Below are 20,549 nucleotides of genomic sequence, written 5' to 3' on the forward strand. Positions count from 1 at the left end.
CTTCCTTTACCATTCATGCCCCTTTTGAAAGGGTAGAATATTTTTGTATTGTAAGAAGAAAGACATTACTAAAAATACTTATAGTACTTAACCAAATGAGCCACTCTATTTGCACACTCCAAGACATTATTAACAATAAGAACCCCACAATAATGGATACATAATTTCCAGTACGATTAATTTTTGAATTTCGATAAAATTTTTCCTTAACCTCATACGTAAATTTCTTTATTTTACGTTTCATAAAATAAACTTTTTCTTTTAACTTCTGCTTAGTATCTTTTGCTTTTTGAGGGTAAAAAAATGTTATAGCTCCTTTAGTCACGGCGTTCTTCATCTCCATTTCGTCTTTTTAATAACTCAGTAAAAACTCTCTCTTGGAAGTCTGAAATCTGTTTTGGCTCCTCGATCTCCATATTTACCGTTTCTTCATATCCGTCTAGTTCCTCACCGTCAAAGCGATAGAGTTTTTGTAATAGCTTCCATAATGTTTCAATTTCCTCTGTTGTAAAGTCTTTAAAGATATCTGCTAAAAAGTAAGTAGACTTCTCCGAACAAGCAATTAAAGCTGTTTTTCCCTCTGAGGTAATCTCGACATTGATCGACCTTTTATCTAATTTACTTGGTACCGTTTGGACATATCCTTTTTTCACAAGACTCGTTATTAACTTATTCGCAGTCTGCTTAGTTGTACCAAGCTTTTTGGCGATATTTACGAGTGTTGTATTTGCTACTGGTAAATGCGCAATAGCAATAAGAGCCATATGCTGTCTCGACGTTAATACTTCTAAATACTCATCTCCTTTGATTTGAACTTTATTGACAACTGAAAACAATGTCGCATAACTTTGCTGCATAAAATGTAATTCCTTCAATAAAAGCTGTAAATCCATATGTAGCACCTCGCTATTTAGTCACCATGTTTACTAAATAATACACAATAGCATTATTAACGTCAACATGGTGACTATTATTTTTTTCGAATAAATCAAACATCCAATAGACCGACTGTCGGTTTATAATATTATATGATATTCCTCCAAAAAAAGGAACTTATTTTAAACATTCCTCTTAAAAAAATGCTAGAAAAATCCACTGTAGGAACAAACACCTATTACTTAATCCCTAAATTATATGAAAAGTAATTTTTATCATTAAAGGTACTACCCATATTCCTTTTTATAGTATATTATATTCGTTGTTTCCTTTTATTGAAAAACTTGATTAAATAGGTGATTTCGTGAATCGATATTTTCAACTTTTATTCCTTTGCCATAGATTACCAAGTCGATCTTTTTTTTATAGAGGTGTTCAATTTCCAATTTGCGCACGTTGCACAGGAATTTGTATAGGATATATAATTGGCATTATATTGGCATTTTTTAAAATTTTACCCTTTTTTTATGCTCTTATTTTAACAATTCCTATGATTATAGACGGAACGGGACAATTATTTAATAAATGGCTTAGTACTAATAATCGGCGATTAGTAACGGGAATACTCGGGGGAATAGGCATTGTTTTTATGATTTTACACGCCGCTCTCTTATTTTGGAAACTAACTATGTATCTCTATAAAAAAGGAGAATATATTGGTTCATTAATTTTTAACTAAGGAGACTGAAAATGTTTTGTACATATTGTGCATCCAATCTATCAGAACACGCAGAAATTTGCTCAAATTGTGGTGTTAGAAAATTCAAAGTACATAATTACTGCCATAATTGCGGGAATGAATTAAATGCTTTACAAGAAATGTGTACTTCATGCGGTATTATTTTAAAAAAATCTCTTAAGGGTACTCATCCACTAGTTCCTACATTACTTACATTTCTAATACCTGGTGTAGGCCAAATCATTAATAATCAAATGGGTAAGGGATTTCTTTGCATATTTATATCTATTATAATTATTATTTTCATTCCTTTTCCTTTAGGATTCATTATGGTTGGTATACCCATTTTAATTGATGCTTATTTAATCGGGAAAAAAAAATATGAAGGAAAAGCAATAGGAAAATGGGAATTCTTTTAATTTTAGGAGGTATAATTTAAATGTTTTGTCCACACTGTAGTGAAGAAATTGCAGCACAAGCAGAAATTTGTCCAAAATGTGGTGTTCGTGTACATAATACATCTGAAGAGGATAAACCAAATATAGCTATTAATATCCTTTCCGTTTGTTGTACACCGCTTTTAGGGATTATTATGTATTTTGTATGGAAAGGTGATAAGCCTAAAGCAGCTAAATCTGCTTTAGTATGGGCGTTGATTGCAATAGGTTTATATGTAGTATTAATGGTTTTATTTGGAATACTAGGGTTTGTGCTTGGTTCTATCGACGAGTATAATTATTAAAAAAAAACTAGGAATTAGCTAGTCGACATCTTAGAAAGCGCGGGACATCAATTTTAAAACATTGATTCCTCGCGCTTTTCTGATGTATTTTTTTCCATCCTAAAAATTCACTTATGTCCAGCCTCTTTTCATAGTTACTCCTTTATATAATTATTGATATAAATCATAATAATCGTACTACCTATCCTCATTATCTCCTCATTTCATATTCAGTTCATATTGACATGCTATAGTTAGTCATATAAAAGATTCATATTTTATTGTTGATGAAATCAAAGGAGGATTTACTGTGCAGGAGGCATCAAAAGATACGACAAAACTGAAGGATTGGTGGCGCTTTATTCGCTTAGTCAAACAGGCTGAACCACCAATATGGCTTTTAATTATTGCATTAATAATGAGTTTAGCAACTACGGGCGTAGGCTTTATCGTTCCGTTATTTACAAAAAAATTAGTCGATGGCTTTTCATTAGCATCCCTTAATTATTGGCAAATACTTTTGTTAGGGATTGCTTTTATCGCGCAGGCTATTGCGAGTGGACTTTCCATTTATTATTTAAATCGTGTCGGACATCATGTTGTTGCGAAATTACGAGATCAGCTTTGGAGAAAGCTACTTCATTTACCAATTCCTTATTATGATGAGAACGATACAGGTGAAACATTAAGCCGTGTTACGAATGACACAGCTGTTGTTAAGGATCTCATTACGGAACATCTTGCGAACTGTTTATCAGGCGTACTATCTATTATTGGATCAATCATCATTCTATTAATCTTAGACTGGAAAATGACCTTAGTCATGCTAATTGCTGTCCCGCTTGCTATGGTTATTTTAATGTTATTAGGAAGACGAATGTTTGTCATTTCAAAAGGGATGCAAGATGAGACAGCAAAATTTACGGCTGTGCTCAATCAAGTTTTACCTGAAACGCGATTAGTAAAAGCTTCAAATGCCGAAAATATTGAATATGAGCGTGGCAAGAAAGGTATTACAAACCTTTTTACGTTTGGCTTAAAAGAGTCTAAAATCCATGCGCTTATTTCGCCTCTCATTTCGTTTGTATTAATGTCAGTCCTTGTGGCCATTATTGGTTATGGCGGTATACGAGTTTCTTCAGGAGAGCTTACAGCAGGCGACATGGTGGCCTTTATTTTATATTTAATCCAAATCATCATGCCGATGACCCAATTAACAATGTTCTTTACACAGCTACAAAAAGCAATGGGTGCTACGGAGCGAATTAGTGCATTACTTGAGCATGAGGAAGAAAATATTTTCGAAGGAAACACATTAGAAAAAGTGGATCAACCGATTTATGTAAAAAATGTTGACTTTGCTTATGGAGAAGACCTAATTTTATCGAATATTAATTTTACCATTGAACCAGGTCAAGTTACGGCCATCGTAGGACCTAGTGGCGGAGGAAAAACAACAACATTTTCTCTGCTAGAAAGATATTATCAGCCTACTAACGGACGTATTACACTTGGAGAAACCCCTATCAACAAGTACTCCCTACATTCTTGGAGAAGCCAAATCGGCTACGTTGCTCAGGAGAGTGCACTGCTGTCTGGTACAATTCGTGAAAATATTTGCTATGGCATTGACAGAGAAGTGCAGGATGAAGAACTTAATAGAGTTGCTAAAATGGCCTATGCCGATCAATTTATCAATGAATTACCAGAGCAATTTGATACAGAGGTAGGAGAACGAGGCATTAAGCTTTCTGGTGGTCAACGACAACGAATCTCTATCGCAAGAGCACTTTTGCGTGACCCTCAAATATTAATGCTAGATGAAGCAACATCTAGTCTAGATAGTAAATCGGAAATCTATGTTCAAAAAGCTTTAGATAATTTAATGCAAGGTAGAACAACGCTTGTCATTGCACACCGCCTTTCGACAGTAGTAGATGCAGATCAAATACTTTTTGTGGAGAAAGGACATATTACGGGCAGTGGCACACACGATACGCTATTTAGGACTCATGATATGTATCGGGAGTTTGCCAAGCAACAATTACGTATTAAAGAGGAATAACGAAGGGATTTGTTAGCATGACAAAACTATTAGTAGTAGATGATGATGCGCATATTCGGGAATTAGTTAAAGTATTTTTACTAAATGAAGGCTTAGAGGTAATTGAAGCTACGGACGGTGTCGATGCACTGTCCAAATTGGAATCTGAAAAGGTGGATATGATTATAATGGATATTATGATGCCTAATATGGATGGCTGGGAATTATGCGAAGAAATACGTTCATTTAATGATAATCTACCAATCTTAATGTTAACTGCAAAGGGAGAAACCTCGCAAAAAGTCAAGGGTTTTCATCTTGGAACAGATGATTATCTTGTTAAACCATTTGAGCCAGCAGAGTTGATCGTCCGTGTGAAATCGATACTTAAAAGATACCATATTTCCCTATCTCAACTTGTGGAGGCTGGCAATATTAAGTTAAATCGTAATACACATGAAGTCTTGTATAACGGTAAATCTTTAACACTTCGTTTAAAGGAATTTGAACTGTTATTTACGTTAGCAAGCTATGCTGGAAAAACTTTTTCACGCGAACAGCTAATCGAAGAAATTTGGGGATATGACTATGAAGGTGATGAACGGACAGTCGATGTTCACATTAAAAGACTTCGTCAACGTTTCCCTCAAGAAACAAGTGGATTTGTTATTCGTACAATTCGTGGCCTAGGCTATCGGTTGGAACTTGTTCCATGAGAAGATTAAAAAATAGTTTAAAGCTTTTTTTAATTTTAATGCTTCTTCTTACCATTAGCATCTTCTTTGCTTATATTTCCTACCACATAACGTCCTGGCTTTATGATTGGTTAGGCAAACATCCACAAGGTTTCTGGCTACAATTATGGACCGTAGTTGGTGTTTTTATTCTCTTTGCTTGTTCAGTCATCATCACCTTTTTAATAGGGCTAAAAAGACAACGGAACTATTGGAATACGATTGTAGATGCATTAAGCCGGATTGCTAAAGGTGATTTTACTGTTAAATTAGATCTGAAAACAGATGAAGATCAATTTGGTCAATTAATACATGGCATCAACCATATGGCAGTCGAATTAGGTGAAATGGAAAGAATGCGTCAAGAATTTATCTCGAATGTATCTCATGAAATTCAGTCGCCTCTAACATCTATTAATGGCTTTGCTAAAGCATTGAAAAACATTGACCTCCCTGAGGATAAACGACAGCGTTATTTAGCAATCATTGAGATGGAAAGTAATCGACTATCAAAAATTAGTGACAATTTACTAAAGCTAACGTCGTTAGAATCACAACACCATCCCTTCGAGCCAAGGCATTACCGACTCGATAAGCAATTGCGTAATGTCGTACTAGCGCTGGAACCAAATTGGCTAGTAAAAAATATCGACATGGATATGCAATTAGAAAACATTTCGGTAATGGCTGATGAAGATTTAATGAATCAAGTATGGATGAATTTACTAAGCAACAGCATTAAATTCACACCAGCTGCTGGCACCATTACGATATCTATGACAAAACAAATGGATACAATGACTATCAACGTTCATGATAACGGTATCGGTTTAACAGTAGAACAACAAAAGCATGTATTCGAAAGATTTTATAAGGCAGACCAATCAAGAACTACTGAGAATGGCGGAAGTGGCTTAGGACTATCTATAGTAAAAAAAATCATCGATATGCATAACGGAACAATTACTGTTGAAAGTATACCAGCTGAATTTACAACGTTTTTTGTAACACTGCCATTAGAAACTGAGACTCGTGCAAACGAATAGGAGATTCTTTCTTCGTCTGCACGAGTCTATTAGGCTGAAGAACTAGTAAGCTACTTTTCTAAAATATTGATAAACTTTTTCAAGTTTTCTGCTTTGTCTCCCCTTCTTACTTTCCATATTGCCAAATTCAAAAAATTTCACTTGTTTAATACCAACAAAATTAAATAACGCTCTTTTCATTAATATTTTATGCGCATTATTGAGCCATAATAGTGGATATTTTGTTGGCCCTTTCATTGTCGAAATACACACCACTGATTTTCCTTTTAGAAGCCCCTCAGGAAGTAGTCCCTTTTTATCTTTATAGGCAAAATTGGCCGCAAATAATTGATCAATATACCCTAAAAGCATTGCTGGTGGTCTTCCCCACCATATCGGATAAACAAAAACGATTTTATCAGCCCACTTAATTTGTTCACGATATTTCTCTAGCTTCGGATCACGAAACATATCACGACGGCGTTTATGTTCATGAAATACTAAAATTGGGTTAAATTGCTCCTCGTATAAATCTAATACTTGAATCTCATTTACGAGCGGATTGTCATGACAACCCTTAATAGCCTCCTGTAAAAAAGCATAATTCAAACTTTTATGATTGGGATATGTATAAATAATTAATGTATTCATCATAAATCCTCCATTACTTATCATTTGATAACAAAATAATAAACCGTTTGACTTTAGTTGTCAAATGATAATTGTTTTGAGATAAGTTTTTTGTTATCTTGTCAGTAAGAGGTGAACCCATTTGGACAAAAAACAATTATTTAATCAGTTCGTAGCTTTTACAACAGCAGTACACCAAGTAACGCACGAACTAACTCAAAACGTTAAAATCGATCATATTACACCAGTTCAATATAAAATTCTAGAATATATAAAAGTAAGTCAGCCAGTTACACCTACTGAAATTAGTGATTGCCAGCATATGTCCTTACCTAATACAAGCCGTGAATTACGTAAATTACAGGAAAGAAAGTTTATTAAAAAAATTAGCGATACTGAAGATCGAAGAAAGCACTATGTTTGCCTTACAGAGGATGGAGAAAAAATAATGGGAGAAGCATTCGCCTGTATAGAAGAGCGCTTTCAACAACTTATCCAACATGCATCTAAAGAAGATATAGAGGACATTCATCATGCATTAAACGTTCTTGATGAAAAGGTCTTTAACCCAAAATCATAAATGAAAACCTGCATGCTTTTCATTAAGACAAGCATTGCAGGTTCTTTTTACTGCTTATTATATTGGCATAGAAAGCGTTCCACACCCGGGTATTTCTCTCCTAGGCTAGTTATGAAAAAACCATAGCGTCGATAAAAATCTACAGCCTCATAATCTGTTTCTGCCACAATTGATGGGTACTTCCTTGCTATAAAATGAATCATTTTACTGCCAATGCCTTTTCCTCTTTGATCAGCTAATACAGCAATATGCTTAATCTCACACTTTGATCAATTACGCCAAGGCGTAATTGCGTCCGGATTTTGAATTGTGCCCGCACAATTCATTCCTTTAAAAATCCGTGACATCCGCCGGAGGCTTTATCTTCATTCAATAAGTGTTTGACTGAAAAGAACCACACTTTATTCATCTCGCCATCTTCAGAGGTGGAATTCTTCTGCTGAATGAAGATAAACTGAGTTGTTCTATCCCAATACAACCGACTATTTTACCCCTAACTCCAAAACTATATAATGTCCTATTCGATAAAAGGATATATTTTTCATACTCTTGTTGAACTTTTTTATCCGAAGTTGCAAAAGAAAGTAGTTTTCTAATAGCTGGTGAAATAGTGTTTGCTTGAACTATATTCATAACTTATCTCCTCGTTATTAGGTGATGGACAGGACTACGTACTTTCGCTCTAATTATAAGGAGACTTTTTACATTTGATAACACCTATATTTACCATATATTCAATGTAATAGGCAATACGCTTGACAAAATTATTTTTATTTAATGCAACGCTAGTGAATTTCCTTAACAATAAAAACAGCAACATGGCCAACGAGGGTCATGCTGTTTCTTGCATTAGGCGAAAAAGTACTTCTTCACTATAACATATTAAGAAGGTCGTTCTTCCATCATAATAATCTTAAATGTTTGGCACTGTACACAAGTCCAGTTTTTTCGCCGTAGGGACTACAGGTAGAGCCTGCTATAATAACGAGTGAGAAGCAAAATCCTTAAACAGATAGTTATCTAGAAGTATTTGGAGCTGTCTGCCTTTTGGACGCTTCCACTTATACTTTGCATTTCTATCACTCTTTTAATCTAGCTAACAAATAAAGAAAATATGGTGCACCAATAACTGCAACAACAATCCCTGCTGGTACCTCTGAAGGCTGTAAAATTGCCCGACCAATTGTATCTGCAATTAAAACTAATAATGCACCAACTAAAGCAGCAACTGGCAACAAAATTTGATGTTTCGCACCAACTAATTGTCGGGCAACATGTGGAGCAATTAGACCGACAAAGCCAATACCACCACTTACGGACACGCTAGACGCTGCTAAACCAACAGCAGCTAATAACAGCCATCTGCGCTCACGTTCGATTGAGGTGCCTAATCCTATTGCAAGTGAATCGCCTAAATTGAGGACATTTAGCACATTTGACTTAACATAAATGAGTGGAAGTAGAATCAAAATCCATGGTAATAGCGCCATGACAAACTTCCAATTCGACCCCCAAATACTACCAGATAACCAAGTCGCTAAAAATTGATACTTATCGGGGGTAAGCGTTAATGTTAAGACAATCATCAACGAGCTAATCCCTGCTGCTACTGCAATTCCTGTTAGAAGTAGTCGCATAGGTGAAATACCCTCATGCCGTTTATAGGACAACATATAAATAATCAAAGCGGTTCCTGTTGCTCCAATAATCGCGATAATGGGCAAAGCGAATACAGGGACATCTGCTGTAGCTGGAAAAAATGAAATATATAGCATAATAGCAAGCCCTGCACCTGCATTAATCCCTAAAATTCCTGGATCAGCTAAAGCATTCCTGGAAACTCCCTGCATAACAGCACCTGCTGTTGCTAATCCCATTCCAACTAAAATCGAGATTAGCATCCTAGGCAATCTAAAATCAAATAAAACAAGTTCTTGATGAGCAGTTCCCTGATTAAATAGCGTTTTAATTACCTCACCTACGGAAAGCTTGGATATCCCTACATTCATACTCATCATAAAAACGATAATAATAAGTACTAGAAAAACCATTACTATACGGCTATGTCGTTTTTTAGCCACTTCCTGACCCTCTGTTAAATAAAGTTGTCTCATAGTTCTTTCCCACCTTTACGAGAAAGATACAGGAAAAATGGAACACCAATTAATGAAATGAGCGCACCAATCGGCACCTCATATGGTTGGTTAATAATCCGTGCAAAAAAATCTGCCAACACGACTAATAGCGCACCATAAACTATAGAACAAATAATAATCCATCGATAATCATAGCCAACAATGTATCGTGTCAAATGTGGTACGATTAATCCAACAAACGCTACAGCTCCAACAACTGAAACGGCTCCACCAGCCAATACTAAAACAATAAGTAAGCCCCAGAATTTTACGACACCTACTTTTTGGCCTAGTCCAACTGCAATTTCATCACCTAAGCTTAAAAGGGTAATTGAGCGCGACAATATAAGTGCTCCGATAAAGGCAAGTAGAAGCCATGGAATCAGTACTTGGAGATTACTCCATTTTGTAGCTGATACTCCACCAGCATAAAAAAATGCTAAATCTTGACCGATTTGAAAGTAAAGAGCTATTCCTTCACTTAACGCACCTAATAATGCACTCACAGCTGCTCCTGCTAGTACCAAACGCATAGGGGTTAAACCGCCCTTTGATAAAGAGCCTATCCAGTAAACGATTGCTACACCTAATAATGCCCCTAAAAACGACCATAAAATCAAGTAAATATAGGGGGTATTAGGGAAAAATGCAAAGCAAATAGCCAACATAAATGTTGCTCCTGCATTTAACCCAAGTAGACCTGAATCAGCCAATGGATTACGAGTCATCCCTTGCATAATTGCACCGGCAACCGCGAAGCTAGCACCTACTAATGCAGCACCAATTACCCGAGGTATTCTAATATCAAATATTACCTGGTGCTCTGGTAGTGCAGCAGAATAATGAAATATTGCCTGCCAAATCGTTTCAATTGAAATATCAGCTACTCCAAATGAGATCGATAAAGCAATTGCTATCACAAGCCCTATTATACCGACGACTAATGCCGTAACTGCACGCAATGGATACGCTCTATTTTGTATATTTATTGTCTGTTCAAGATTTGGTGCTTCCATAAATCTACTCCACTCTCTTTAGTTATACCTCGACCAAATTTACATTTTGGCCGTATGATAGGTTAAACATATTGGGTTATTACTATATGGACAAACAGCCATATGTGCTTTAATATTAAAAATTTCTTCTAGATTTTCCTCTGTCATTACTTCGTGTGGGCTCCCACTAACAACAAGTTGTCCATCTCGAATCGCCATCATAAAATCTGAAAAGCGTGACGCGTGGTTTAAGTCATGCAATACCATGACAATTGTGCGCCCTTCTTCCTCGTTTAACTTTTTTAAAAGTAATAGCACATCTAGCTGATGCGCTAAATCGAGGTAAGTTGTCGGCTCGTCCAATATTAAAATATCGGTGCCTTGAGCAAGTGCCATCGCAATCCAGACACGCTGTCTTTGTCCACCAGATAGTGCTTCAATTGATCGATCTTGATATTCTTTCAAGCCCGTTACTTCAATAGCCCAGTGAATATAACCGTAATCTTCCTTACGTAATGTCCCCATACCACTCTGATATGGAAAACGACCATATGACACAAGCTCTATTACGGTTAATCCCCCAGGTGCTATCGATGACTGTGGTAAAATGGCCATACGTTTTGCGATACTTTTTGTGTTCATTTCATGCAAAGCTTTCCCATCCAGATACACTGCACCTTGCTGGATTTTTAGCAATCGTGCAACTGCTTTTAATAATGTGGATTTCCCACAACCATTAGGACCAATTAGTGCAGTAATTTTACCTTTTGGTATTTCAACACTTAAATCCTTTACGATGGGGGATGAGGAATAACCTATATCAACATGATCTATCGTAAGTACTGCCATTATAAAAACCACTCTCTTTCAAGACATTTTACTTTAACATTTGCTCTTCAATTACTTTTAATAGATTTTCACGCCCGAACGCACTGAATGATTCATTATAGTTTTGTGAACTCGTAATGTTATATACATTTCCTGCTTTCACGGCATTTAAATTTTTCCATAGGTCTAATCCATCAATAACCGTTTCATTATTATCTTTCATCATCCAAATATAATCAGGGTTAATGTGTGATAATACTTCTAAGCTTACAACCTTACCACCCCAGCCATCTGGTTCTGGTGTGTTTTCATCTGCTTTAAGTTGCATATCTTCAAATAATAAATCCGCTAAACCGGCAGAAGCATAAACACGAAGTTCTTTAGCTGTTGCTTCCATTACCATAAATGTTTTATCTGCTCCAACCTTAGCTTTTACTTTGTCACCTAGCTCTGCCGCTTGTTCTTTATAATTAGCATACCAAGCTACCATCTCTTCTTCCTTATCTAACTCTTTAGCAATAAAACGGAATCGCTCTTCAAACTCATAGTACATATGAGGAACAACCACTACAGGTGCAATTTTTTCTAAGCTTTCTTTTATACTTTCTTGTCTTTGAGTAATAAAAATTTTATCTGGTGCTGTACCACTTACGACTTCTGGGCTAGCTGGTTGACCATACCATCCTACATTGACTGTGTCCTTTAGCTGTTCGCTAATTAACGGAGCAAACTGAGTATGATCCGCCATATCTACGTTACCACTTGCAACAGGGGTTACACCTAACTTTAGAAATTCCTCTGTCGATCCTGATAAATCAACAATCCGTGTTTCTGATGTCTCCTCTGCTTTTGTATCCGTTGTTGCCTCAGAAGTGCTAGCTTCGTTACTTTGACATGCTGCTAACATAAGCGTTAACACGATAAATAATAAATACTTTTTCATTTGTCTATTTCTCCTTTAAGCATTGGGATGGATTGACTCCAAAATATTCATAAAAGAGCTGTGAAAAATAACTAATATTTTGATAGCCAACTGCCAGAGCAGTTTCAGTCACACTCATATGCCTTTCTGTAATGTAGTAATATGCACGCTGCATTCGTACGTCTTTTAAATGTTTATATGGTGTTTGACCATAAACTTCTTTAAAACCTTGCTTCAATTTTTGTTCATTCAATGCAATCTGATTTGCTAAAACGGCGATTGATGGTGGATTATCCATTAAATTCACTAAAATATCCTGGGCCAGTTGAATTTTTTTCACTTCATCTGCGCGTAATGTACCAATGGAGCGTAGCATTTTGAACTGCTGTGTAAAATACATATCAATCAATTGTAAAACGGCAACTTCAATTTTTAATTCGTCGATTCTAGGCTGAATTAGCAACTGCTTAATATGCTTTGCCTGACGGATTAAACTGGCTGTTATGGGATTTTCTAAACGTGAAATCATTTGCTGCTGGATCATCTCATGAAATTGTAGCGAGGAAAATCCTTGCTTCTGAACCCAATTCTCATACCATTTAATAGGGATACAAATGGAGATACTTAAAAAATCGCCCGTATTTAAATAAGCCTCCCCTTCAAACTCTTGTAAATAATTTAAATAAGAGTTGTCACAAGGTACGAGCATTATTTTGTCTTGCATTTGCACTTCTCGCTGTCCTTTTAATGGGATGACTAGCTCAATTAATTGATTCGACCAGTGAAAAGGAAAACAGTATGGTTTCATAAAATTAAATGACGACACTATCACCTCAAAGCCACTAAGAGATGTGAAGAATAATAATTCACCATTTCCATATTCATTTGGAATCGATAGTACTTTCACTTCTTTGTCATTTAAAATCGGAAAATATGGAAGATAAACATCTATTATAGAAGTATTCATTTTTTTACACCTACTTTACTAGTTAGTCTTCAAATTGATAATGATAATCATTTTCAATCATGAAGTCAATTCCTGCTTTTCTCGAAATTTTCCATTTTCAATAGTAAAAAAACGATTAAAGTAAGGTTTGATAGCTGTACGATGTGTGATAAATAACACTATCGTATGCTTTTTATGTGTTAAAAATGCTTCTAGTATCTCTAATTCCGTAGCCTGATCCAATGCACTCGTCATTTCATCCATCAAATAAATCGTTGCACCGCTTAAATAAGCTTGTGCTAAGCGAATCCGTTGCTGCTCACCGCCGGATAATTGTCTGCCTCCCTTTCCAATCCATTTTTCAAGTGGATCGTCACCTAAAAAGTCCACCTTCATAGCTCTTAAAGCCTGCATCATTTCCGCCTCTGTTGCATTTCGATTTGCCCAAATAAGTAATTGTTTTACAGTTCCGCTGTAAATAGGCATATGCTGCAATGCAAAGTGTATTGTTTTGCTTTTGACCGTTGGAGAAATCGAAGTAACTGAATGATTGTTAATGGAAATATTGGCATCTGCTAGCAAGCCATAAATTAACTGGAAAACTGTTGTTTTACCTGCCCCGGTCTCACCAGTAATCATAATATGATCACCACCTAATAGCCTTGCTATAGGAAGTTGAAGCGAATAGTTTTCTCTTTGGAATGTAAAGCTAGATAATGTAACATCAGCTTCTAAAGCTGTTCCATTTCTATCTTCATCTACTTGCTGTTTTAGCCAGTGTGCTAATTCTTCCTCAACGGCTGTAAAGTAAGCTAGACCATCACTTGCCTCCTTAAGTTGAAGAGCTGTATGTAACAGATAAAAAAGAATAATTTCATATAAAACTAGACTACCAAGCTGTTGAGGACTAATAAGCCAAAATCCAGCAACTACACTTCCTATATACAAAAAGGTTAAGGCCATATAAAAACGTGTAGAATAAGGTGCAGCTTGCTGTTCTGTTTGAATGCTTGATTGATAAAATTCCTTATAGCTAGCAGTTAAGAGATTTCTTACAACGGGTGTACCCTGACGAAAAATCGATTCAATTCCCTCTAAATATTCCAAGGTCTGTTTACGAATTTGTTCGAAATGAAGCTTTCGCTGTGTGCCGTAAAATTGCATTTTCTTTTCAATTTTCTTTTGATAGCGAAAAAGAAAAAATAAGAGCAGACCAAACGGAATCGCAACACGCCACTCGATTAAACATAGCAACAGTAAAATTAGAAACAAGTTGATTTTTTCTTTCATCACATTTGGCATTAAATGAGTATAAATGATTTCCATTGCATCAATTGTTTGTGTGAGCCAATGTCCTGCATTGCCTTTTTCCTGATGAATCCTCATCGGTAAGTTTAATAAATGCTCTACAATTTCTTGTCTAAGGGATTGAAGTACTGCCGTTCCCTGTGTTTGAATCCAGCGTTGCTCATATACACCACTAAAAAAAATACAACCAAACGCTATACCCATCACAACTACACTTGCTCCAAAGGACATGTCCAACATATTTGATAGAAGCAATACTAAAATTACTAATGGTGACAGTGCAATCAAACTAGCGATACAGGAGCGAATAAGTAATTGTTTTTTAAATTGTTGTAATGCGTTCATACTTCTCTTCCAATCTGTATTTGAAGATTTGCTTGGTGTATATGTTGTTGTCGATGTGCAATGCTAATAAAGGTATGTGGCAATTGCTTAAATTGGTCAATAATCCGAAGTTCCATTGCCTCATCAATTGCTGCTGTCGCCTCATCCAATAAAATAAGTGGTACATCTTGTAGAATTGCACGTGCTAAGGCTATTCTCTGTAGTTCTCCACCACTGAAGTTAACTTTAGAGTCATTCATATAGGTTTTTAGTCCCTCAGGCAATGTACTAACACGTTCGCTTAACTCTACAATTTTGAGAACATGTTGAAGCGTATGCTCCGACACCATCTTTCCAAGCGTTAAATTGAATAGAAGCGTTTCATGGAAAAATTGACTCGTTTGTGGAACAAACCATATACCATTTCGTAGTGCTTGTTCGCTATAGGCTTTCATCGGAACACCATCTATTTCATATGTACCTGTACCTTGATATCGTCCAGCCAATATCTTTAAAATAGTTGACTTCCCATTACCTGATTTCCCTTTTAATACGACGAAATTATTCGCTTTTGTCGAGAAGTTCACCGGTCCGATTTGCGTACTTTCATCAAATGTATAACCGACATCGGCTAAGGTAAGATCGCACTTCATCATAGTATTGCTAGAACCAAATATCATATCTGGTTGCTGGAGCCACTGCTGAATCTCCAATTGAATTTGCTTTGCTTCGGTAAATTGATGTCCAAAGCTTGCAAATTGGCGGAACGGAATCGAAATATTTAATCCCAATATAAATACGACATAAAATAAGGTGACAGTCACATCCCAACCAACACTTGCAGGGATAAAGCTTAGGAGTGCCCCCTCGACAATCGTTACATATAAAATAAATCGAGGAATTTTTACTCGACTCATTTCCTGCCAGACTGTTCGATAATTCGTGTAGGATTGCTGAAGCGCATCCAATTCCTTGCCTCTGACACGGAAGCTTTGTAAATACGTTAAACTTTCCGTAAAATCAACATTTCGTTCTTGCATCGTTGTGCTAATACTTGCATAGCGTTCACCCACAATGAACAATTGAGGATTTTTGCGTAATTGAATATATAGTGCAATCGGTAACGGGAGCATTGCTAAAATAGCAAATCGCCAGTCAATTCCTATTAATAAAACAGCTGAAATCAATGGCATCATAATGGCATATAATGCTTGTGGCATTTGATGGGCAATAATATTCTCAAGTTGCTCTGATCTATCTAATATTAGACGCAACATATGACCTCTTGACTGTTTTTCAACGATTTCAAAAGGAAGCTTCTCGATTTTTTCTAAAGTAGCTATACGTAAATCACGTATATACTGGTACGCTACCTTATGAACAAATAGCCGTTCTAGCCTTAAACAGATAAAGTGAATAATTATTACCAAAAGTAAGGACAAACTATATCCGAAAATCCCCTCCTGCCCGTCACTTATTGCAAGGTAAATCAAATAAAAAGACAAAACGAATGAGAATGCTTTACCAAATGAAAAAAGGATTACAATCCCAAGTTCTCTCTTTTTATAAAAATGCTGAATTGATTCTAATTGAGACAGATTCTCACCTACTTTCGTTGTTCAGTATACAAACTAATCGCTTAATCAACTACTAATCGTTGGAGATAATTATCAATTGGTGGAGATTATTTTTTAACTTGATTAATTAGTGATCGTTGATATTTTGAATTACTAGAAAAATAGGCTGAATTCCAAATTAACTTCACACAAAACAAACACCTACTAACTTTAAAAGCGTCAAATAGCACCCATGGAAGAAGGAAATGAAGATGTTTCAGTTGGAGGGGATCAAGTTTGACAGGAATAGTTAATTTGTTTGTTGGCTATAAGACAAGCACCTTCTTTAGTTGTTACGTCTATCGTACCGGAGATGCCTGGAATATTATATGCGTTGTTTGATTACGAGCATACAAAAGAGCTATTAAGAATAAGATCATTATTTTCAATTCAAAAAAGTAAAAATGGGAAGTATTTAATGTGGATTCCCCCTACTTTCGCCATTTAGAAAACGTTAATGGCTTTACATCGTCACCTATTCACACTTTTTTTAATAGTATAAAGATGTATAGAAGGAGGAGACATAAGTGGAAGTAGCAGTGTTAGACAAGAAGTGGATTGAAGATCATTTTGAAACACTTCCATTATGGCAACAGTCAGCATATACCGACTTCGCTGCCATGGTTGCAGATGAAGCAAATACGTTTCCCTGTATTCCAGCTAGAAAAGGCTTTTTATCGAACGAGCTACGCTATAGTTTTATCGGAGATCCACGAGAGGAGCAATCGATAAAGACGTTAGCACGATGCTTAAAAGAATACGATAAGTACGCTAAAACGTTTGGTAAATATACAACACATACTATTTTCTTCAAAACCCCTAATGATATGCATAAAAATTTCGATGTTGCAGATTATAGAAATTTATTTTGGTCTGTTTTAAACAATTTGACGAAATTCGATGATATCGATTGGCCAAAGGAAATTCCAACTGATCCAGCGCATCATGAATGGGAATTTTGTTTTAACGGTGAGCCTTATTTTGTGTCTTGTGCAACGCCCGCACATAAATTGCGCAAGAGTCGTAATTTTTCTACTTTATTAATGGCATTTCAGCCACGCTGGATATTTGAGGAAATGAACGACTCTACTGTCTTTGGTCGCAAGTTAAAGAAGCTTATTCGTCAACGCATTAACGAATACGACGCTATTCCAGCTCATTCTGATTTAAAATGGTATGGGCAAGAAGGTAGTTATGAATGGAAGCAGTATTTTTTAAGTGATGATAATAGTAGTGCATCGAAATGTCCTTTTTTACGAATGCAACATTCTCTTCAGAACAAAGAGCATTAAACATGCTTACCGTGTTTTTGCCTTTTCATGACAATGCAAGTCGCAATTCCTATGATGATGATAAAAAGCAGGCTTACGAAAAAACCGAGTCTGCTTGTTTTTTCCCCTAACGTCCCAGACACCGTCACTACAATGAGCAACATCCCGATACCATTCTTCACATGCTCCCACTTCGACAGCTCCATTAGCTTTCTATATGTCACTAAAATAAAGAGCCAGTTATAAATTAGCATTAAGCCTGCTGCTGTAACCAAATATTCAAAAATCTTTTCTGGCATAAGAAAACCAATAACAATAGTGATGATTAAACCACTAGCTAAAAAGAGAAATGCAGGAAATGGAATCTTCATCTTCCCTTTTTTCGCCAAAGCCGTTGGCGCATCATGATCCTCTGCCAAAGTAATGAGAATCGTAATAACCGCATATAACGAGGCTACCATTGTTGAAAAACCTGCAATAATTAACACGCCATTAAAAATGTCTGCAAAAAAAGGAATGTGAAAACCATTAAGCGCTGTAATAAATGGGCTTTCCTCAATATTAAAGTCCTTCCAAGATACAAGCGCCAAGGCAAGCATAATAGCCATTATAAAAATGACGGTTATAGCAATAATCATGACTTTTCCAGCTTTCGGTGCTTCTTTAGGATTTTTTAAATCAATGACCATTAAACCCATAACTTCAATTCCACCAAATGCATAAAAGGCATATAGCAGCCCAAGCCATAGTCCTTTCACACCTTGCGAGAAAAATTCTCCATAATTTGCATGCAATGCATCGAGTGTCGTTGATTCCGAATTAAATCCTTTTATTATTAAGACAGCCGCTACTATAATAAACATCACAACCGCCGCTGCCTTTAACGCACCAAAAATATTTTGAAATTTTTCAAAGCCCTTCATACCCGTTAGAATAACGGCTAATCCAAGTGCAGCATAAATAGACGCAGCAACCCATAATGGAAGCGCCGGAAACCATAGCTTTGTGAAAATACCAAGCGCCGTCAATTGGCTACCCATAATGAGCATCTCAGAAATCAAGTAAATCCAGCCATTACTAAATCCTGCCCAATTGCCAAAAGCTTGCTTTGCATAAGTACGGAATGATCCCTTATCTGGATTATCAACTGACATCTTAACAAGGCCATCATAGACAATATACGTAGCAATGGCCGCTAACAAAAAAGGAATCACAACAGCAGGACCACTCTTATGAATGGCCATACTTGTCCCAAGAAAAAAACCTGTTCCTAGTGTACAACCTATACCGAGAAGCGAAAGCTGCCACCAAGACAACCTCCCTTTACTTGTTTTAGATGTCATTTTGATCAACCCTCCTGCCTTTTGGCTACTTTCTTAACAATGGCAATGTCATGCAACGAATGCCACCACCGCCTTTTTCAAGCTCTGTGACATCAATTTCTATCAAATTTTTCTTTTGTAATAGTGGATGCTTCGTCCAGTGCTGCTTCGTTGCTTGCTTACTAATTAACAGTGTTTCGGGATTAAGATTAATAAAATTGATATCAGGGATTGTCTTATATTTTTCAAGCCAGTAAACATCAAAGCCATGGTGATTTAAAAATTGCTCGGTCATTTCAAAACGATTTGTTTGAGCTGTGAACACGTGTACAGGAAAATAACGCATAAAGTTTTTAGCTATTAGCAAATTAGCGTTCGTCACATTGCAATTCATATCTAAATGAAGTGTATCGGAGCGTCTTGGCAAATCAATGATGGCAATTTCCGAAAATCCTTCTTGGAAAATACGATCCTTGATACTTTCCACAGCCTCTAACGTTGTTCTCATTCCAATATTAATAAGTACGGCATCCTTATTTAAAATCAGCACGTCTCCACATTCTAATGCAGTAGAAGGTTGTTTAACTTTTAAATTTTTTTCTGGAAACCACTTTTCTAATAATGAGTGTGCATGTGGATACTCCGGACGCCTTAGCGAACTACCCGCCGCTCCATGGAACATACTATTCCCTATCACACAGGCTAGATCGCGAACAAAGTATCTATTAATAAGCTGCTCACTTACTGTTTTTACATCAGTTGATAGCTCTTTCGAATAATCAATAACCTGGACACCTGCATTTTCTAGTGTTGTCTTAAATCCCATGAAATTCTCCATTGCTTTTACATGATTAACAGCAGCATCCCATCCTACATTTTCAGCTATTGTTAAATCTGGTACATCTAATTTTGAAGGTGCACAAAGCATAACAACCTTAAGTTCTTCATGCTCCGACCAACAATTCGGTTGAAATGAGTCCATAATGTATTCCCCCTTTCTATCTTTGTTAGCGTTACCACCAAGATTGAGATTATACAAATTAAAGGAGGATTTTTTGTTTTTAGACATTCATATATAAGGATTTCTCAATAACGCAAATGAACTGATATTATAAATGGTGGTTTGGGGCTTTCAGGCGGTTTTGATGGAATTAGGGGAAAGCTTTGAAGATACCGCAAAAAGAGAAGTTTTAGAAGAAACAGGTTTAGTTATAGAGGACCTAAAGTTATTAGAGGTATTTTTTCAGGACCAGATTATTATCTTAAAGTATCGAATGGGGATGAATTATACTCAGTTATGGCAGTCTACTATACAAGAAATGTTAAAGGCGCTTTAATTATTGATTATAAAGAATCAGAGACAATGTAATATTACTCACTAATCAATTATGCCTCGGCATAATTGCGTCTGGAATCGGCTTTGCGCTTGCACAAAGTGCTCCTTTCCGATTCCGTTTAGATAGCAGATATATTGAATCATCTATACCAAAGTTAATTAAGCTTTAGAGAAAAACTTATTAATCAAGTAGTTGT

The 20,549-nt window shown here is 36.2% G+C and carries 23 protein-coding genes; 9 read left to right on the forward strand and 14 right to left on the reverse strand.

All coding sequences use genetic code 11. The features are described 5' to 3' along the window. Positions 1 to 13: 13 nt before the first annotated feature. Together C7Y47_RS08030 and C7Y47_RS08035 are read right to left on the reverse strand one after the other, a co-directional pair. Positions 14 to 325 carry a YtxH domain-containing protein gene (locus tag C7Y47_RS08030; protein WP_142508299.1) on the reverse strand — a complete coding sequence of 104 codons (312 nt, stop codon included), beginning with the start codon at positions 323 to 325 and terminating at the stop codon, positions 14 to 16. After that, positions 318 to 893: a MarR family winged helix-turn-helix transcriptional regulator gene (locus C7Y47_RS08035; protein WP_142508300.1), complete on the reverse strand. Its 576-nt coding sequence runs from the start codon at positions 891 to 893 to the stop codon at positions 318 to 320. Before C7Y47_RS08035 ends, C7Y47_RS08030 begins: the two co-directional genes overlap by 8 nt. Before the next feature lie 347 nt (positions 894 to 1,240). Here C7Y47_RS08035 and C7Y47_RS26085 point away from each other — a divergent pair, with 347 nt between their 5' ends. The 6 genes from C7Y47_RS26085 to C7Y47_RS08065 all read left to right on the forward strand — a co-directional run bounded on the left by C7Y47_RS26085 (position 1,241) and on the right by C7Y47_RS08065 (position 6,160). Then, complete coding sequence (locus tag C7Y47_RS26085; RefSeq protein WP_142508301.1) at positions 1,241 to 1,615, forward strand: DUF2085 domain-containing protein; 375 nt, start codon at positions 1,241 to 1,243, stop codon at positions 1,613 to 1,615. Between the two features lie 11 nt (positions 1,616 to 1,626). Next, positions 1,627 to 2,034 (forward strand): zinc ribbon domain-containing protein, encoded by a 408-nt coding sequence (locus tag C7Y47_RS08045; RefSeq protein ID WP_142508302.1) that lies wholly within the window; start codon positions 1,627 to 1,629, stop codon positions 2,032 to 2,034. Between the two features lie 20 nt (positions 2,035 to 2,054). Continuing rightward, positions 2,055 to 2,357 carry a zinc-ribbon domain-containing protein gene (locus C7Y47_RS08050; RefSeq protein WP_142508303.1) on the forward strand — a complete coding sequence of 101 codons (303 nt, stop codon included), beginning with the start codon at positions 2,055 to 2,057 and terminating at the stop codon, positions 2,355 to 2,357. Positions 2,358 to 2,646: 289 nt separating this feature from the next. Then, positions 2,647 to 4,401 carry an ABC transporter ATP-binding protein gene (locus C7Y47_RS08055; RefSeq protein ID WP_142508304.1) on the forward strand — a complete coding sequence of 585 codons (1,755 nt, stop codon included), beginning with the start codon at positions 2,647 to 2,649 and terminating at the stop codon, positions 4,399 to 4,401. A 17-nt stretch (positions 4,402 to 4,418) separates the two neighbouring features. Continuing rightward, positions 4,419 to 5,096 carry a response regulator transcription factor gene (locus C7Y47_RS08060; RefSeq protein WP_142508305.1) on the forward strand — a complete coding sequence of 226 codons (678 nt, stop codon included), beginning with the start codon at positions 4,419 to 4,421 and terminating at the stop codon, positions 5,094 to 5,096. Between the two features lie 38 nt (positions 5,097 to 5,134). Next, entirely contained in the window at positions 5,135 to 6,160 is a 1,026-nt protein-coding gene (locus tag C7Y47_RS08065) for a HAMP domain-containing sensor histidine kinase (RefSeq protein WP_436970101.1), read from the forward strand. A gap of 42 nt (positions 6,161 to 6,202) precedes the next feature. Here C7Y47_RS08065 and C7Y47_RS08070 read toward each other — a convergent pair whose 3' ends face one another. Further along, positions 6,203 to 6,790, reverse strand: coding sequence for an NAD(P)H-dependent oxidoreductase (locus tag C7Y47_RS08070; RefSeq protein WP_142508474.1), 588 nt, complete (start codon positions 6,788 to 6,790; stop codon positions 6,203 to 6,205). 121 nt (positions 6,791 to 6,911) lie between these two features. Here C7Y47_RS08070 and C7Y47_RS08075 point away from each other — a divergent pair, with 121 nt between their 5' ends. After that, entirely contained in the window at positions 6,912 to 7,349 is a 438-nt protein-coding gene (locus C7Y47_RS08075; RefSeq protein WP_142508307.1) for a MarR family winged helix-turn-helix transcriptional regulator, read from the forward strand. A gap of 47 nt (positions 7,350 to 7,396) precedes the next feature. On the opposite strand, the gene C7Y47_RS08080 is transcribed toward C7Y47_RS08075, so the two are convergent. From C7Y47_RS08080 to C7Y47_RS08120, 9 genes are all read right to left on the reverse strand, one after another. After that, a complete protein-coding gene (locus C7Y47_RS08080) occupies positions 7,397 to 7,606 on the reverse strand; it encodes a GNAT family N-acetyltransferase (protein ID WP_142508475.1) in 210 nt (69 codons plus the stop codon). Between the two features lie 148 nt (positions 7,607 to 7,754). Next, the gene (locus tag C7Y47_RS08085) at positions 7,755 to 7,982 is read right to left on the reverse strand and encodes a hypothetical protein (RefSeq protein WP_142508308.1); all 228 of its coding nucleotides are present in this window, start codon (positions 7,980 to 7,982) and stop codon (positions 7,755 to 7,757) included. A gap of 446 nt (positions 7,983 to 8,428) precedes the next feature. After that, complete coding sequence (locus C7Y47_RS08090) at positions 8,429 to 9,463, reverse strand: FecCD family ABC transporter permease (protein ID WP_142508309.1); 1,035 nt, start codon at positions 9,461 to 9,463, stop codon at positions 8,429 to 8,431. Next, a complete protein-coding gene (locus C7Y47_RS08095) occupies positions 9,460 to 10,500 on the reverse strand; it encodes a FecCD family ABC transporter permease (RefSeq protein ID WP_142508310.1) in 1,041 nt (346 codons plus the stop codon). Before C7Y47_RS08095 ends, C7Y47_RS08090 begins: the two co-directional genes overlap by 4 nt. Positions 10,501 to 10,539: 39 nt before the next feature. Next, the gene (locus C7Y47_RS08100; protein ID WP_132359126.1) at positions 10,540 to 11,328 is read right to left on the reverse strand and encodes an ABC transporter ATP-binding protein; all 789 of its coding nucleotides are present in this window, start codon (positions 11,326 to 11,328) and stop codon (positions 10,540 to 10,542) included. Positions 11,329 to 11,356: 28 nt separating this feature from the next. After that, complete coding sequence (locus C7Y47_RS08105; RefSeq protein WP_142508311.1) at positions 11,357 to 12,250, reverse strand: ABC transporter substrate-binding protein; 894 nt, start codon at positions 12,248 to 12,250, stop codon at positions 11,357 to 11,359. 4 nt (positions 12,251 to 12,254) lie between these two features. After that, positions 12,255 to 13,196 carry a helix-turn-helix domain-containing protein gene (locus tag C7Y47_RS08110; RefSeq protein WP_142508312.1) on the reverse strand — a complete coding sequence of 314 codons (942 nt, stop codon included), beginning with the start codon at positions 13,194 to 13,196 and terminating at the stop codon, positions 12,255 to 12,257. Positions 13,197 to 13,253: 57 nt separating this feature from the next. After that, positions 13,254 to 14,828, reverse strand: a complete 1,575-nt coding sequence (locus C7Y47_RS08115; RefSeq protein WP_142508313.1) for an ATP-binding cassette domain-containing protein — start codon at positions 14,826 to 14,828, stop codon at positions 13,254 to 13,256. Continuing rightward, on the reverse strand, positions 14,825 to 16,312 hold the full coding sequence (locus C7Y47_RS08120; protein ID WP_185903437.1) for an ATP-binding cassette domain-containing protein: 1,488 nt from the start codon (positions 16,310 to 16,312) through the stop codon (positions 14,825 to 14,827). Before C7Y47_RS08120 ends, C7Y47_RS08115 begins: the two co-directional genes overlap by 4 nt. Before the next feature lie 638 nt (positions 16,313 to 16,950). On the opposite strand from C7Y47_RS08120, the gene C7Y47_RS08125 reads away from it, so the two are divergent. Beyond that, positions 16,951 to 17,715 carry a YqcI/YcgG family protein gene (locus C7Y47_RS08125; RefSeq protein ID WP_142508315.1) on the forward strand — a complete coding sequence of 255 codons (765 nt, stop codon included), beginning with the start codon at positions 16,951 to 16,953 and terminating at the stop codon, positions 17,713 to 17,715. Here C7Y47_RS08125 and C7Y47_RS08130 read toward each other — a convergent pair. Together C7Y47_RS08130 and C7Y47_RS08135 are read right to left on the reverse strand one after the other, a co-directional pair. After that, positions 17,712 to 19,037, reverse strand: a complete 1,326-nt coding sequence (locus C7Y47_RS08130; RefSeq protein ID WP_142508316.1) for an amino acid permease — start codon at positions 19,035 to 19,037, stop codon at positions 17,712 to 17,714. The two genes, C7Y47_RS08125 and C7Y47_RS08130, sit on opposite strands and share 4 nt — an antisense overlap. Positions 19,038 to 19,062: 25 nt before the next feature. Next, entirely contained in the window at positions 19,063 to 19,998 is a 936-nt protein-coding gene (locus C7Y47_RS08135; protein WP_142508317.1) for an arginine deiminase family protein, read from the reverse strand. A gap of 163 nt (positions 19,999 to 20,161) precedes the next feature. On the opposite strand from C7Y47_RS08135, the gene C7Y47_RS08140 reads away from it, so the two are divergent. Next, on the forward strand, positions 20,162 to 20,353 hold the full coding sequence (locus C7Y47_RS08140; protein WP_255505103.1) for an NUDIX domain-containing protein: 192 nt from the start codon (positions 20,162 to 20,164) through the stop codon (positions 20,351 to 20,353). Positions 20,354 to 20,549 lie beyond the last annotated feature (196 nt).

This window comes from Lysinibacillus sphaericus (genome assembly GCF_006864135.1).
Classification (GTDB): domain Bacteria; phylum Bacillota; class Bacilli; order Bacillales_A; family Planococcaceae; genus Lysinibacillus.